This window comes from Spirosoma pollinicola, from assembly GCF_002831565.1.
GTDB classification, from domain to species: Bacteria; Bacteroidota; Bacteroidia; order Cytophagales; family Spirosomataceae; genus Spirosoma; species Spirosoma pollinicola.
Genome location: NZ_CP025096.1, coordinates 435,001 through 449,024 on the forward strand (window position 1 = coordinate 435,001; position 14,024 = coordinate 449,024).

The 14,024-nt window shown below is 48.8% G+C and carries 15 protein-coding genes; 3 read left to right on the top strand and 12 right to left on the bottom strand.

Annotated elements, in window-relative coordinates:
- Positions 1 to 50 precede the first annotated feature (50 nt).
- The gene (locus CWM47_RS01755; protein WP_100986077.1) at positions 51 to 1,277 is read left to right on the top strand and encodes a BaiN/RdsA family NAD(P)/FAD-dependent oxidoreductase; all 1,227 of its coding nucleotides are present in this window, start codon (positions 51 to 53) and stop codon (positions 1,275 to 1,277) included.
- A gap of 1 nt (position 1,278) precedes the next feature.
- Here the strand turns inward: CWM47_RS01755 and CWM47_RS01760 are convergent, their stop codons facing one another.
- The 10 genes from CWM47_RS01760 to CWM47_RS01805 all read right to left on the bottom strand — a co-directional run bounded on the left by CWM47_RS01760 (position 1,279) and on the right by CWM47_RS01805 (position 10,585).
- Positions 1,279 to 2,208 (bottom strand): bifunctional riboflavin kinase/FAD synthetase, encoded by a 930-nt coding sequence (locus CWM47_RS01760; protein WP_100986078.1) that lies wholly within the window; start codon positions 2,206 to 2,208, stop codon positions 1,279 to 1,281.
- Positions 2,205 to 2,921 carry a tRNA pseudouridine(55) synthase TruB gene (gene truB / locus CWM47_RS01765; RefSeq protein WP_100986079.1) on the bottom strand — a complete coding sequence of 239 codons (717 nt, stop codon included), beginning with the start codon at positions 2,919 to 2,921 and terminating at the stop codon, positions 2,205 to 2,207. The genes CWM47_RS01760 and truB overlap by 4 nt, the downstream gene beginning before the upstream one ends.
- Positions 2,922 to 3,036: 115 nt before the next feature.
- On the bottom strand, positions 3,037 to 3,882 hold the full coding sequence (locus CWM47_RS01770; protein ID WP_100986080.1) for an undecaprenyl-diphosphate phosphatase: 846 nt from the start codon (positions 3,880 to 3,882) through the stop codon (positions 3,037 to 3,039).
- An 89-nt stretch (positions 3,883 to 3,971) separates the two neighbouring features.
- Positions 3,972 to 4,310: a DUF3098 domain-containing protein gene (locus CWM47_RS01775; protein ID WP_100986081.1), complete on the bottom strand. Its 339-nt coding sequence runs from the start codon at positions 4,308 to 4,310 to the stop codon at positions 3,972 to 3,974.
- A gap of 109 nt (positions 4,311 to 4,419) precedes the next feature.
- Positions 4,420 to 5,301 carry a cell division protein FtsX gene (locus tag CWM47_RS01780; protein ID WP_100986082.1) on the bottom strand — a complete coding sequence of 294 codons (882 nt, stop codon included), beginning with the start codon at positions 5,299 to 5,301 and terminating at the stop codon, positions 4,420 to 4,422.
- Positions 5,302 to 5,447: 146 nt separating this feature from the next.
- The gene (truA, locus tag CWM47_RS01785; protein ID WP_100986083.1) at positions 5,448 to 6,212 is read right to left on the bottom strand and encodes a tRNA pseudouridine(38-40) synthase TruA; all 765 of its coding nucleotides are present in this window, start codon (positions 6,210 to 6,212) and stop codon (positions 5,448 to 5,450) included.
- A gap of 96 nt (positions 6,213 to 6,308) precedes the next feature.
- Positions 6,309 to 7,733, bottom strand: a complete 1,425-nt coding sequence (locus CWM47_RS01790) for a DUF6600 domain-containing protein (protein WP_100986084.1) — start codon at positions 7,731 to 7,733, stop codon at positions 6,309 to 6,311.
- Positions 7,734 to 7,911: 178 nt separating this feature from the next.
- Positions 7,912 to 8,736, bottom strand: a complete 825-nt coding sequence (locus CWM47_RS01795; protein WP_100986085.1) for a mechanosensitive ion channel family protein — start codon at positions 8,734 to 8,736, stop codon at positions 7,912 to 7,914.
- A 111-nt stretch (positions 8,737 to 8,847) separates the two neighbouring features.
- Positions 8,848 to 9,798 (bottom strand): magnesium/cobalt transporter CorA, encoded by a 951-nt coding sequence (gene corA, locus CWM47_RS01800; RefSeq protein ID WP_100986086.1) that lies wholly within the window; start codon positions 9,796 to 9,798, stop codon positions 8,848 to 8,850.
- 94 nt (positions 9,799 to 9,892) lie between these two features.
- Entirely contained in the window at positions 9,893 to 10,585 is a 693-nt protein-coding gene (locus tag CWM47_RS01805) for an N-acetylmuramoyl-L-alanine amidase (protein WP_240625674.1), read from the bottom strand.
- Positions 10,586 to 10,847: 262 nt separating this feature from the next.
- On the opposite strand from CWM47_RS01805, the gene CWM47_RS01810 reads away from it, so the two are divergent.
- Complete coding sequence (locus CWM47_RS01810; RefSeq protein WP_100986087.1) at positions 10,848 to 12,167, top strand: chorismate-binding protein; 1,320 nt, start codon at positions 10,848 to 10,850, stop codon at positions 12,165 to 12,167.
- Between the two features lie 79 nt (positions 12,168 to 12,246).
- Here CWM47_RS01810 and CWM47_RS01815 read toward each other — a convergent pair whose 3' ends face one another.
- A complete protein-coding gene (locus CWM47_RS01815; protein WP_100986088.1) occupies positions 12,247 to 12,426 on the bottom strand; it encodes a hypothetical protein in 180 nt (59 codons plus the stop codon).
- Positions 12,427 to 12,511: 85 nt separating this feature from the next.
- Positions 12,512 to 12,769: an adhesin gene (locus CWM47_RS01820; protein WP_100986089.1), complete on the bottom strand. Its 258-nt coding sequence runs from the start codon at positions 12,767 to 12,769 to the stop codon at positions 12,512 to 12,514.
- A gap of 163 nt (positions 12,770 to 12,932) precedes the next feature.
- Here CWM47_RS01820 and CWM47_RS01825 point away from each other — a divergent pair, with 163 nt between their 5' ends.
- Positions 12,933 to 14,006: a glycoside hydrolase family 130 protein gene (locus tag CWM47_RS01825; RefSeq protein WP_100986090.1), complete on the top strand. Its 1,074-nt coding sequence runs from the start codon at positions 12,933 to 12,935 to the stop codon at positions 14,004 to 14,006.
- Positions 14,007 to 14,024 lie beyond the last annotated feature (18 nt).

A 14,024-nucleotide genomic window follows, 5' to 3' on the forward strand; every position in this document is an offset into this window, starting at 1 on the left:
TACACGGTTTTTGTCATGAACCGTAAATCGAAAACTGCTGTTAAAAATCCATGTCATCGTTGAATATTATCGTTATTGGTGGCGGAGCAGCCGGTTTTTTTGGGGCCATAACAGCCGCCGAAACGTTTCCGGAAGCCACCGTTACCATCCTTGAGAAAACCCGTACTGTACTGAACAAAGTCCGCATTTCGGGTGGAGGACGCTGCAACGTTACCCACGCCTGTTTCGATAATCGGCTGCTGGTGAAAAATTACCCGCGTGGCGAGAAGCCGTTGCGCCCCCTGTTATCTGTGTTCGACGCAACGTCGACCGTTGCCTGGTTCGAAAAACGGGGTGTAAAACTAAAAACAGAAGCCGATGGGCGCATGTTTCCCGGCACCAATACCTCGGCCACGATCATGGATTGTCTGTTCCAGGCTGCCCGTAAAGCGGGCGTTGGTATTCGCACCAGTTGTGGCGTTAGTTCGATGATGCACATAGAACAGGGACGCTGGCAACTGCACTTGCTCGCCGACGAGATTATTGAGGCCGACCGGGTCCTGATTGCGACCGGGGGTTATCCTAAAGTAGACGGGTATGAGTGGCTTCCCGAACAAAGTGAGCCGCTTATGTCGCCGGTACCTTCGCTATTTACTTTCAATGTTCCCAATAATCCACTACTGCCCCTGGCGGGTGTGGCGGTGCCGGATGCAAAAGTCTCTATTATTGGTACCAAGCAGGAGCAGCGCGGGCCTGTGCTGATTACCCACTGGGGATTTAGCGGCCCTGCCATTCTGCGTTTATCAGCCTGGGCAGCCCGCGATCTCGCCAATGTCGACTATCGGTTTACACTGCGCATCAACTGGGTACCAACGCTGAACGAGAACGAATTACGGAATACATTACAGGATTTCCGACAGCAAAACGGGCGCAAACAGGTCGTATCCCAAAATCCGTTTGGCCTCCCCTCCCGCCTTTGGGAAGCATTTGCTACCGAATCGGGTATTTCGGAAACCCAACGCTGGGCTGATTTACCCGCTAAAAACCTTAACCGGCTATCGGAACGACTTACAAACAGCCAGTTTCAGGTTGTTGGGAAGAGCACGTTTAAAGATGAGTTCGTAACCTGCGGAGGTATTTCTTTTGGTGGCCTTGACCCGCAAACCCTTGAGAGTAAAGATCATCCGGGCCTATACTTCGCCGGAGAAGTGCTGGATATTGATGGTATTACGGGTGGTTTCAACTTCCAGAGTGCCTGGACAACGGGCTATGTGGCAGGACTCGCTATTGGGCGTTAATCTATGGTTTTAACACCGCCCTTGCCGACTCCTCATCGAGCTTTAACTGCGCAACCAGGGCGGGTAAACCCTCGAATTTCTTCTCTGGGCGAAGAAATTCCCTGAAGCGAAGCGTCATGTGCTCCCCGTAAATATCTTTATCAAAATCAAAAATATACGTTTCGATCGTTTGGTGCGTACCGGCAACCGTAGGGCGAAAACCAATATTCAACATACCACCGAACGTTTGTCCGGCATAGTTAACGTCAACAGCATAGACGCCATTGGCCGGAATAAGCTTGGCCGGATCATCTACCTGCATGTTGGCCGTTGGGAAGCCAATGGTACGGCCAAGCTGTCGGCCTTTCACAATGGTGCCGGTCAGGCTATACGGCCTCCCCAGAAAGCGATTGGCCGTATGAATATTGCCTTCGTTCAGAGCAGCCCGAATTTTTGAGGAACTAACCCCAACGGCTTCCACATCCTGACGCGGAATCTCCTCTACCTCGAAACCATACTCATTCTGGTGCGCTTGGATATAGTCGAAACCACCTTCCCGATCTCGCCCAAACCGATGGTCATAGCCAATAACCAGCTTTTTGGTACCGATTTTATCAATCAGAATTTGCTGAATATACTCCTCCGAAGTTAGTTCGGAAAAGGAGCGTGTAAAGGGAATAACGACCAGATAATCGACGCCCGCCTGATCGAGAAGTTCGATTTTCTCCTCGAGCGTTGTCAGTAGTTTCAGGTTCTGGCTGTCATTTGACACCACTGTGCGCGGGTGCGGCCAGTAGGTTATCAGGACAGATTCGCCCCCGCTTGCCTGTGCAACTTCTGTCAGCCGCGACAAAATTGTCTGGTGTCCACGGTGAACGCCATCAAACGTACCGCTCGTGACAACGGCGTTGGGCAGCGGTTGAATAGCATCGAGGCCGTTATAAATAATCATTCGTTTGTCGGTAGAGGGTCAGGCAACGCAGCACGATGCGCGACAATAAACTGCTCAATGGTGGCGGCATCTTCCACCCGAAAATTGCCGATGCGCGTTCTGCGCAGACTACTCATGTAGGCACCATTATCGAGCAATAAGCCCAAATCGCGTACCAGACTGCGAATATAAGTCCCTTTTGAACACACGATACGAAAATCAACCTCAGGAAAGCGGTCGGTGTTCACCTCAAAGACAGATACCGTTACCTGACGGGATTTAATACCACCCTCAACGCCTTCGGCGGTTTCACCCCGACGTGCTTTTTCGTAGAGCCGTTCGCCGTTTACCCGAATGGCGGAGTAAATGGGCGGCACTTGCAAAATATCGCCCGTTAGCTGCTTTGCTGCTTCCTGGATCTGTTCGGCTGTAATGCCTGTTGTGTCAAATTCTGCGTCAATGGCAGTTTCGAGGTCCACAGAGGGCGTGGTTTTACCCAGCACAAGCGTGCCGGTATATTCTTTTTCCTGCGCCTGATACTGGTCAATCTGCTTGGTCATTTTGCCGGTGCAAAGAATAAGCAAGCCCGTTGCCAGTGGGTCAAGCGTACCAGCATGACCAATTTTCTTGAACTTACAGCCGTATTTGAGCTTGTTGGCCACGTCGAACGACGTCCAGGTAAGTGGCTTGTCAATCAGGATAACCTGACCAGGGTCTGTTTTTTGTTGTTCCAAGTTATTAGGTTTACGGTGTCGGGTTTACGGTTTAGGGCTTACTGACCTCATGGGCAACCTCCTTAAGAAAGCTTACCCGTCAATTACCATAAAACCGTAAACCGAATACCTGAAATTATAGCACGTCCAGCTTTACACCGGCGGCCATTAAGCCCAGCAAAAGCAAACCGAGGGCAATTCGATAATAGCCAAACACCTTGAAGCCGTAACGGTTCAGGAAGCCAACGAAGGCCCGGATAGCCAGCAAGCCAACGACGAAGGCAATGGCATTACCGATAAGCAACGTCTGATAGTCAGCGGGTTGGAGAAGTTTATATGTTTTGAGAAGCTTATACCCGGAAGCAGCTGCCATCGTAGGAACAGCCAGGAAGAATGAAAATTCAGCGGCCTGTGTGCGGCTCAATCCCTGGAATACCCCACCAATAATGGTAGCCGCTGATCGGGATACCCCCGGAATCATGGCGATACACTGAAAGAAACCGATACGTAGCGCATCCGGTACGGTTACTTCCCCATCTTTCGGCTGGCGGTTGATGATTCGGTCAATAAAGACGAGCACAATCCCACCTACTAAAAGCGAAACGGCCACCGTAGTGATACTTTCGAGCAACGAGTCGATAAAGTCGTTCAGGAGAAAACCGATTACAGCGGCAGGCAGAAAAGCAATCAGGATTTTGCTGTAAAAATCAGCCAGAGGCTGGAACCGGATCGGCAGCGATTTGAGGTAGCCGGGAACGACAAACGTACCCGTGCGGGTATCGGTCATGAAACGGCGGTGATACATCACCAATACTGACAGGATGCAGCCAAACTGCACATCGACCGTATAAAGCTTGGTAAATTCATTTCCGGCAATACCTACCAACGAAGAGTAAATGATCATGTGGCCTGTTGAAGAAACCGGCAAAAACTCGGTCAATCCTTCAATAATAGCCAGCGCAATAGCGTGAATGAGATCCATTAAAAAGAGTTGTACAGTTATACAGTTACAAAGTTGCTAGTAAAAAACTTTATAACAGTACAACTGTACAATTTTATAACGTTACTTATCTACGCCTTTGGACGCGCCAGAATAGCAAAAAACTCCAGCATGAAGCCCCCCATCACGACAATTGGGCCGAGAGTTAATCCGAGGAAGCCAAAGCCAAATTCTTCTTTGTCGAGGCTCATGATAAAGAACCCGGCCAGAATTACACCAATGCCAATCAGCATGAGTGTATAGTTCTGCCGACCAAAAGGTAATGCCGCTGCGGTATCCCGGCGAGTTGGCTCGCCAAAGGATGGCCGGGTTGAAAGCGGTTTAGGCTGTACCGGGACCGTAGCCACTGGTTTGGGCGCTGGTTCATTGCGCGTTAATGTTGGCACACCAGCTAATTTATCTTTTGCCATGTTCGTTCGTCAGTTATGCTTTTTGTGTAACCTTAAAATCGACTTGTAGTTTTATTTGTCGTTGTCAACCAGCGTTTAAACTGCACTATAGATTGACAAACAACAAGACCTAATAAAGTTCATCTAATGTTAGCCCCAGATACCGGTTAACTGCCTGAAATGTACTCAGAAAGCCAATCAACACCCCCAGGCCAACAATACCAGCCATCAGGAATATCATTTTCTCGGTATCCTGAAATGTCCCCAGTTCGGGCAGATTGTGAATGGCAACCTGTAAGCCCGCCCAGAGTAACACAATGGCAATAACGCCCGCCAGAAACCCCTGCCACATACCACGCCCCAGAAATGGCCGTGTTATAAACCCATTCGTGGCACCCACCAACTGCATACTCCGAATGAGCAACCGTTGTGAGTGAAGCGCCAGCCGAATGGTGTTATTCATAAGCACCACGATAATCAGCAGTAGAATTAACGCAAAGGCCGACATCACAGCGTAAATTTTAGTAATGTTCTGATTGATGTTATCCACCAGATTTTCCTGATAAACGACCTCAAATATACCGTCTGTTTCTTCCAGATTCTGCTTGACTGCCTGCAGTTTCGCTTCCTCGAAATAACCCTCGTTTAGCTTGATGCGGTAGCTATCATGCAACGGATTTTCGCCCAGGAACTTCGAGAAATCCTCTTTAGTCTCTGCAATGAACTCCTTGGCCGCTTCGTCTTTTGTCACCAGCGTTATCTGGGGTACACCGTTGACTTTCAACACATAAGGTTGTTCGGCAATGGTTGTAAACAAAGCAGTACTCTTCTTGGTACTAAGGTCTTTATCCAGAAATGCCCGCACTTCATAATTCTCGCGGATGTATGTTACCAGTTTCTTTGACTGGATAGCCAGCATTCCGCAGAAACCAATTAAAAACAAGGCCAGTGTCAGGCTGAATAAAATCATGCCACTGGGATACGTACCTACTTTTTTCTTGTTACGAGCCATTTAGCGGGTTCGTGTTATTGAGACAAAAATAATAGAATTCAACCCTGAAAGGTCGAATTTAACATAATTTAAAGACAAACAGATAAAGGCATGGGGAAGGATACATACGACAAACGATCTTGCGCATGCTCTTTGTTTCGTATACCCTATTCCTTTTGCCTTTGTGCCAGCACCTCAGCCGGATAGCCAACATCAACCAGATACAAGCCATTTGCGGGTGCGGCTCGCCCCGCTATAGTACGATCACGCGCCAGAATAATTTGCTCGAACTGCTCGAGACTCATGCGCCCCTGTCCTATTTCGAGCATGGTTCCAACAATAGTGCGGACCATCCCCCACAAAAACCGATTCGCTTTAATATGAAACGTCAGGCAATCGGCATTTGTATGTTGCCAGTAAGCAAAATCGAGACGGCAGTGAAAATGGGTTACGTTAGCCCGCGCTTTACTGAAACTCTGAAAGTTGGTATGCTGCAGGAGTATCGCGCATGCGGCATTCATGCGTTCAATATCCAGATGAGGCCGAAAATGGTAGGTCAGGCTGCTTTGAAAAGCGTTTTTCTGACGCGTAACGTGGTATTGATAGTAGCGGGAATTAGCCGAAAAGCGGGCATGGTCATTTGGCTGAACCGGGAAAATAGCGTGAATAGCGATATCCTCCGGCAGGATACAGTTGATCGAATAAATAAACGCTTCGGTCAAATTAAGCGGCTCCTCTACATCGAAATGGGCAAATTGCTGCTTCGCATGAACGCCTGCATCGGTCCGGCCACTTCCCATTATATAAATGGGCTTACCAAGCCGTTGCGTCAGGGCTGCTTCGAGTGTGATTTGCACACTAACGCCATTGGCTTGCGTTTGCCAGCCATGATAGGCCGTGCCCCGATACGATAATTCAATAAAATAACGCATATCGGGCAAAAGTACCGCTTAATGTTCAACACAACGGCCATAAAGAGAATCTATCTCCTTATGGCCGTTGTCCATTCTAAAATCAAAAGTTATCTGTTAGCGTGGTCCTCGCTGACGTTCACCGCCACCAGTCGGACGTTGCTGCTGGTTCTGAGGCTGGGGCTGAGACTGGCCTCCCCGGTTTTCCGGCATCCGCTGGAAACTTCCCCCATCACTGCGACCTGCCGGTGCCGATGGAGCACTTGGCGTAGCGGGAACGCCTATCGACCCCGGCCGCTCTGCCCGCTCAAAGGTCCGGTTGGGCTGCTGTTGTTGGAAGCCTCCCGGTTGCGCGTTACCTCTCGATGTCCCCACAGGTTGGGTATTGTCGGGAGTGAAACCACCACGGCTGGGCTCAAACCGGTTTGAAGGCGTCGGGTTGGTATTTACAGGATTCGGTGCAGGGCTGTTTATAGTTCCACTCCGATCTGACGGCGACGAATTGTTAAAGTTTCCATTGTAGCTTCCACGGCTTGGGCTACCGTTGTAGTCACGACCCGGCGTACTGCTGCTGTTGCCCGTATTATCCCGACCGGGTATGTTGGTATTGTAGTCCCGGCCCGGCGTGTTGATGTTACCATTATTATAATCCCGGTTCGACGCATTGTTGCCCGTATTATCCCGATTGTTGCCACCGTATGAACCACGACCGGGGGCATTGTTATTGTTGTTATAATTTGGCCGGGGTGAGTTGTCGTAACGGTCGTTGCGGTCATATCTATCGTTGCGGTCATTACGGCCATACCCTGACGATTGATTGTTAGGCCGGTAAAAACCTACCGACCCATTGCCCACTACCGAACGTCCCGGACGGTCCATTTGGTCGATTCGATATACGGGCACATTGCGTCGGGTAATCCGCTCAATATCTCCCCTCGGCGGACCATATACATACGCCCGGTTGTTAGACCGATATATGTTGTTGATATAGGTCGTGCTCTGATAGATGTTTATCACGTTTGGCCGCGCTACCCGATAGCTGTACAGGTATGGGCTGGTGATGTAAATCTGAGGAACAAATGTCCAGTATGGGGCTGGAATATTGATGTTTACGTTTATGTCATAGCCTGGGCCCAAGGGTGCCCAGCCATAATACCCGCCCCCAGAACGCCACGATACCCAGGCTGGTCCCCAGTCGTTACCCGGTACCCATGCCCAGCCATACTGGCTGTCGAAGTACCAGCGGCCGTAGTGAAACGGTGCCCATCCCCAGGCATAATCGGAGACCCAGGTGTTACCAAATTCAGTAACAACCCAGTGGCCATCTGTAGCATAAGGCTGGAAATCAGGGCCAGCATTCGGCAACCAGACTGAGCCATATTGAGGGTTTGGCACCCACTGCCCGTAGGGAGCCAGCTCATTATAGAATGTCTGAACCGGAATGCTAACCCCCGGCTGAGCCATAACGTTTTGGGTTGCGGATGGTGCTAAAGCGAGTACCGCCAGTAGACCAAGTATATTCGCTGTTTTCAGGATAGACATGTCATTAAGTCGTTTTCTGTAACGTATTGAAACGCTTCGAAGGTTAGATGCATCAGCACGCCAAACGTTTAACGGGTCATTAAACAAACTTTGTTTCTTTCTATACAAACAACGCCCGGCTGAATTGTTCGGCCGGGCGTTGTTTTTCTAAAGCGACTGTGTCATCTGAGGAAGCCGACTATTCTTCATTCGTAATGAACATCTTTGGTTTGGGTGCTTCGATACCATCTTTACTAAACTGCCGGGCAAGGTTCTCCAGCATGTAATAATACGTATCCCAGTAATTCTCGCTCCTTGTCCAGACCCGAACATCGTACTCCCGCGAGTTTGGATTCAGTTTGGCAATCAGAACGTCATGAGCACGGTCTTTCAGTGCAAACGGACAGGCATCAACTACGGTCATAATGGAGGCTTTGGTTGCGTCAATATCATTTTGACTACCTACGCCATACACCTGATCGACCCGAATGACACCTTTCGTGCTGATGTTGGTAATCGCCGTTGTCGACAGCGGGCCGTTAGGCAGAATAATTGTTTTGTTATCGAGGGTTACTAATGTGGTATCGAAGATTCGGATTGCTTCGACATTACCCGTAAAGCCCTGTGCCGAAATCAGATCACCTACCCGAAAGGGTTTGAAAATCAAAATCAGAACCCCACCGGCAAAGTTTGCCAGGCTTCCCTGAAGGGCCAGCCCAACAGCCAGACCAGCAGCGCCAACAATGGCAATGAACGAGGTTGTCTGGACGCCAAGTGTGCTGGCAATACTTAACAGTAACAACACGCGCAGCAACCCATTTACCAACGACAATAAAAACGGCTGTACATCCCGATCAACGTGCCGCTTTGTCATCATAGACGATAGCAGTTTCACGATCCAGCCAATAACCCAAAGACCAACTATTAAGGTTATAATAGCCAGTAGTATACGGCCACCATAAATTGTCGCGAACGCTAACACTTGATCATAAATACGCTCCATTCGAGTCTGAGCCTGTTCCATACATGTGAAGGGGGGAAAGTTAGTACACTGGGAATCAGACGCAAAGAAGCAAAAAAGTAACTTACCAAAACGTAAATTTTGTTATTACACCATCGCAAATTTATTTGCCAGCTATAGCCAGTTTTTACGCCGGAATATCCAGACTGTGAGGGCAGATGATAAGACCATCATGGCCAGCGCGAACACATAGCCGTATTTCCAGTGAACTTCAGGCATCTCGTCGAAATTCATGCCCCAGATGCTGGCCAGCAGCGTTGGTGGTAGAAAGACCAGCGATACGACCGTAAAGATTTTAACGACTCGGTTTTGCTCCAGATCAATTAGACCGAGGTATGTATTTTGAAGGAACTCCAACCGCTCGAAAATGAAGTTGGTGTGCTCAATAAGCGAGTTGATATCCTTAATAAGTGTTCGCAGTCGTTGCTGCTCTGCATCGTTGAACCAGCCGTCAGATCGAATCATGGATGTTATAACCCGTTGTTTATCAACCACATTCTCGCGAATCAACATGGTCAATTCCTGGTAGTCGTTGATATTCAGCAGCATTTCGCGGTCGAGGTTGGCATCAAGGTCAAGCAGGCGATTGATGGCTTTGATCTCACCGGAAACCAGCTCGATCAAATCGGCGTCGTAATCAATCCGCGATTCAAAGATGGAAATCAGGATTTGTGCCCCATCGCTAAACAACGCCCGACGCGACTTAATCCGCTTTACGGTATCAGCAAAGGATTTCAGGTCGGCGTTCCGGTAGGTGAAGAGGGTGTCGTCTTTGAGCAAAAAACTGACGGGCACGTTGATGTATCGTTGATCGGCATCGGGCACCAGAAAATTGGAATTGGCAATCAGAAAATCGTCTTCCTCAATGTAGCGCGAACTGCTTTCAATTTCCAGCTGCTCCTGCTGGCTCAAAAAATCGACATCGAATTTCTCTTCGACACTCTTGATTTCGGCGGGCGTCGGATTTTGAAGATCGACCCAAAGGGTACGCTCCGTATTGGAAAAGGAGTCAATATCACGGATTTTTCGGACGGATGTTGCGTCTTGCTGAAAGATGCGGATCATAAAGTCGAGAGTAGCGTTACGACCGCGAAGTTCGCAGAAACAAATCATTTATCCCTTTCATAACTTTATTTGTATTCACAGGTCTGTCCCCTAGTCACTCCGCCTGCAATGGGCTTCCTTTCAGGTTCAGGTCTTTCACCCGTTTTCGCACATTTTTCATGAAGGCTTTCCCCGGATCGGTTTTCTTGGTCAGGTAATTCGGGTCGGTTTCTTTCCAGAGCGGTGTTCCTATAAAATCTTTGTATTCGTAGTGGCCAATCAGGTACTCGATGTCATACTGGCTTTTCAGATAGCGCATCAACTGCACATTGGCTTCGAGTTGCGCGTCGGTCAGGTCGTTATTCCCAACGTTTTCAATACCTATCGCACAGTAGTTTAGCCCAATACAATGGCGGGCAAAAGTCGTATCGGGCAGAAGCCGGTAAATAGTGCCGTCGCGATCAACCAGAAAAGGCACAGCCGTATTTAACCGACTAGCCGCCTGGAGGTCGGGCCGACCGGGTAATACACTCGGATTGAACACATTGAACGTAGAATCGAGGGTAGAGATGGCGGTCCAGTGCAGAATAATCATCCGTGGTTTTATATACGGCTCCGACTGCTGAATACCGTGTCGGCGAGCCAGATAATCGAGCGATAGGTCCTTACGCTGCTGATCGAACACGATTGGTCTGTCAATGATACGGATGGATGATTCCTGAGCTATGCACGTACGCACAAACAATACTGCCATACATAGCATAACGATTCGCCCCAGGCGAAATACTGAAAAACTGGAGTGATACATAGGGTTTGGGTTGAACAGCTACAAGGAAAGAAAAACAGAGCAGATTCAATCGATTTTCTTTTTAAGCGTATTCGAATTTGTTTGGGCAGGGATGCAGCAAAAAAGCGACCTGTACTTTATCTGGTTTATAATTATTTAAAGTCTAACCCGCTCTGTAAGACAGATTACAGGGTAAACATTGACTCTTTTACTATATTTCGCACAAATTCATTACATAAACTGTTATGCCTTTAGCTGGACCTAATCCGTTCGGCTATTGCCTATGCAACCCGATTATCCTATTAATACGCTCTCCACTACCGGCCGCCAGCTCAAGGCTATTGACCTTTGGGAAACGGCTCACTCTCTTGGCTTTCCTGCAGCGCTCTGGCGACTGCCGAATCAACAGGACAAACACCTGATTGTGTCGTTTGACGAGGTGCTTCCCCGTGTACCAGCCGATTTGGATGAGCTGCCTGCTGGTTTTCTAGTCAGTCCGTTTGACAACCTCAGCAGTACGGCTCAAACAAATATGTCGGCTAATGCTACATTAGAACTTAGCACGAGCAATCGAGCCCTTTTTCTTCGGGCCGATATTCAAGCGCTTTTTTCTGAAACAAATGGTGTACAGTCTGGACGTGTCCGGTCTGACAGCCTAACAGCTAATGAAAGCACGGCGGATAAATTCTGGCAAACGTTAGCTGCTCAACAGAATAATTTAGCGGCTGCGCAAGCCAAACAAACTACCGTAACGTCTTTCTCCGACCCGGATGCTCAGGCCGAATACGTTCGTAACGTAGCGCTGGCTGTAGATGCCATGAAACGGGGTGAAATTAGAAAAGTGGTTTTATCCCGGACAAAGCGCGTGCTGTTTTCCGATACGCCAAATGCGGTTGACCTATTCGATAAACTATGCCAAAAATACCCAACAGCGTTCGTGTCAGCGGTTTCGATTCCGGAGAAAGGGCAGATCTGGATAAGTGCTACACCCGAACGGCTGGTTAGTATCGACGCAAACGGTATTTTTCGGACAGCTTCACTAGCGGGAACCCAGTCGGCGTTTGAGCCGGACGGTACGCCAAAACGCCCGCCCGAAGCCATGTGGTCGCAGAAGGAAATTGAAGAGCAGGCTTTGGTAAGCCGTTATATTATTGAATGTTTCAAGAAAATCAGGTTGCGCGAATACCTCGAAGAAGGGCCTAAAACACTCATCGCCGGGAATTTGATGCACCTAAGCACCTGTTTCATCGTTGATACGCAGGCCGTACGCTATCCGCAACTGGGCACGGTGATGTTGCGTCTTTTACACCCCACATCTGCCGTTTGCGGAACACCGCGCGATGTGGCCTTTACCTTTATTGGTCAGCATGAAACCCACGACCGCGAACTATACAGTGGTTTTCTGGGACCTGTCAATATCAACACCAACAACGAAGGGCCCGAAAGTGACCTTTTTGTCCACATCCGTTGTATGAAACTCGAAGGCAGACTGGCAACGCTTTATGCCGGGGCGGGCTTGACGGAAGACTCTGTTCCCGAACGTGAATGGCAGGAAACAGAAATGAAATGCCAGACGCTCCTTAGCGTAATAAACAATGTGTAATGGACAATGAAGAATGTATAATGAAGAATGAGCACAAGGGCTCCACTATTCATCATACATTTTTCATTGTCCATTTAAATTAAGCTCCCTCTGCAGGATCATTGGGGGCGCGGGAGCCATCTTCGGCTGTGCGATCACCCGCTTCACTGGCAGCAGACGATTGCGTATCGGCGTCAGGAGCAGTACCGTCCGTTACGGCATCTGCCGAAGTGACGAGTTCTACTTCTTTCGGATCTGGATTTGATTCTAAATCGGCCATAATTCGGGGGTAGAGTAAAGTATTGGAGTGAAATGATTCGAGCAACTGGACCTAAACGGGCTGTGGATCGTTAGTTAAGGATAGCTTACTCCATGCTATCGTCGTCCAGATCATCTTCGATTGAATCGTCATCCAGCTCCTCCAGATCGTCCTCATTGAAATCTTCTTCGATATCGTCTATATCGTCGGCTCCATAGCCGCTGGCGGCACCGGTGCCCAGTTCATCAAATTCGGCTCCCTCCTCGTCGAAATCATCTTCATCATCGTCTAGGGCGGCTGTTTCTGGATCGGGGTTAAGCATCAGCACGTCTTCGTCCTGATCAAACGCGGGTTCATAAATCATGGTTTGAGGAGTATAAAAGTTAGTTCACCCCTTTTAACGCGTCTCTTTCCCGGAAGGTTTAATCAATCTCTAAACAAATTAGCCTTTTTGATGCTAAACACCACATTCTGTTTACGAGTTACTGGTTATGAGCGCAGTATCTGCCAGCAAAAAATCTGTGTAAATGAGAAATTATCGACTTCAACGTCTGTCTAACCAACCAATTCTTCAAACAAGTGACGTAAAACCTACTTTTTCGGGTTTTGACGTGCTGGGTGCGTTTAATCCGGCAGCCTGTATTTTCAACAATGAGATTTTACTGCTTTTGCGCGTAGCCGAAGCGCCCAAAGCCGAAAAAGGAACGATCCTTGTCCCATTAATTGAGGACCAGAATGGTGTTCCAACCTTAACAATCAAACGTTTCCCGGAGCCTGATGAACCCTATGACCCCAGGGTTATCACGCTTCAGGGAAAAGTGTATCTAACCTCTCTGAGTCACCTTCGTCTGGCTCGCAGTCGCGATGGCATTCATTTTACCATCGACGAAAAACCATTCCTGTTTCCTGCTCGAATGGACGAATCATTTGGTATTGAAGATGCCAGAATCACCTATCTGGAGGGCAAGTACTGGATTACCTACACAGCTGTTTCTGAGAATGGGCCGGGGGTTGGACTTGCCGTGACTACCGACTTCGAAACCGTTGAACGCGTTGGTATGATTTTACCACCACCTAACAAAGACGTTGCGCTGTTTCCGCAAAAAATTAACGGTAAATACACGCTGCTTCATCGGCCAATGGTGTCAGACATTGGTAAACCGTCGGTCTGGCTGGCCAATTCGATAGATGGTATTCATTGGGGAAATCATCAATTTTTGTTTGGTGGACGAGGCAACCCAGGCCTGGATCGTACCAACAACCCGTTCTCGTGGGAAGGCGGCAAAATTGGCACAGGGCCGGAACCCATATTGACTGATGAAGGCTGGCTCGTGTGCTACCACGGTGCCGACGAAACCCATGCCTATGCACTGGCATTGGCCTTACTGGATAAAGATGACCCGTCAATAGTGCTGGACCGCTCCGAGACACCACTCCTTACACCCGAACTATCCTGGGAAAAAGAGGGATTCTTTCCAAATGTTGTTTTTTCAAACGGCTGGATAAAGTGGCCGGACGATAGTGACAAAGCCGGACAAATCTGGGTGTATTACGGTGCCGCCGATTCGGGCGTAGGGCTGGCTGAGTTGGTGTGGGAATGAACAGCACGACGGTAAAAC

Bases quoted from the DNA above. Each gene is read 5' to 3' on its own strand.
- CWM47_RS01755 (WP_100986077.1), top strand. From the start codon at position 51: ATGTCATCGTTGAATATTATCGTTATTGGTGGCGGAGCAGCCGGTTTT.
- CWM47_RS01760 (WP_100986078.1), bottom strand. From the start codon at position 2,208: ATGATTATTTATAACGGCCTCGATGCTATTCAACCGCTGCCCAACGCC.
- CWM47_RS01770 (WP_100986080.1), bottom strand. From the start codon at position 3,882: ATGGATCTCATTCACGCTATTGCGCTGGCTATTATTGAAGGATTGACC.
- CWM47_RS01775 (WP_100986081.1), bottom strand. From the start codon at position 4,310: ATGGCAAAAGATAAATTAGCTGGTGTGCCAACATTAACGCGCAATGAA.
- CWM47_RS01780 (WP_100986082.1), bottom strand. From the start codon at position 5,301: ATGGCTCGTAACAAGAAAAAAGTAGGTACGTATCCCAGTGGCATGATT.
- truA (WP_100986083.1), bottom strand. From the start codon at position 6,212: ATGCGTTATTTTATTGAATTATCGTATCGGGGCACGGCCTATCATGGC.
- CWM47_RS01790 (WP_100986084.1), bottom strand. From the start codon at position 7,733: ATGTCTATCCTGAAAACAGCGAATATACTTGGTCTACTGGCGGTACTC.
- CWM47_RS01795 (WP_100986085.1), bottom strand. From the start codon at position 8,736: ATGGAACAGGCTCAGACTCGAATGGAGCGTATTTATGATCAAGTGTTA.
- corA (WP_100986086.1), bottom strand. From the start codon at position 9,798: ATGATCCGCATCTTTCAGCAAGACGCAACATCCGTCCGAAAAATCCGT.
- CWM47_RS01805 (WP_240625674.1), bottom strand. From the start codon at position 10,585: ATGTATCACTCCAGTTTTTCAGTATTTCGCCTGGGGCGAATCGTTATG.
- CWM47_RS01810 (WP_100986087.1), top strand. From the start codon at position 10,848: ATGCAACCCGATTATCCTATTAATACGCTCTCCACTACCGGCCGCCAG.
- CWM47_RS01815 (WP_100986088.1), bottom strand. From the start codon at position 12,426: ATGGCCGATTTAGAATCAAATCCAGATCCGAAAGAAGTAGAACTCGTC.
- CWM47_RS01820 (WP_100986089.1), bottom strand. From the start codon at position 12,769: ATGATTTATGAACCCGCGTTTGATCAGGACGAAGACGTGCTGATGCTT.
- CWM47_RS01825 (WP_100986090.1), top strand. From the start codon at position 12,933: ATGAGAAATTATCGACTTCAACGTCTGTCTAACCAACCAATTCTTCAA.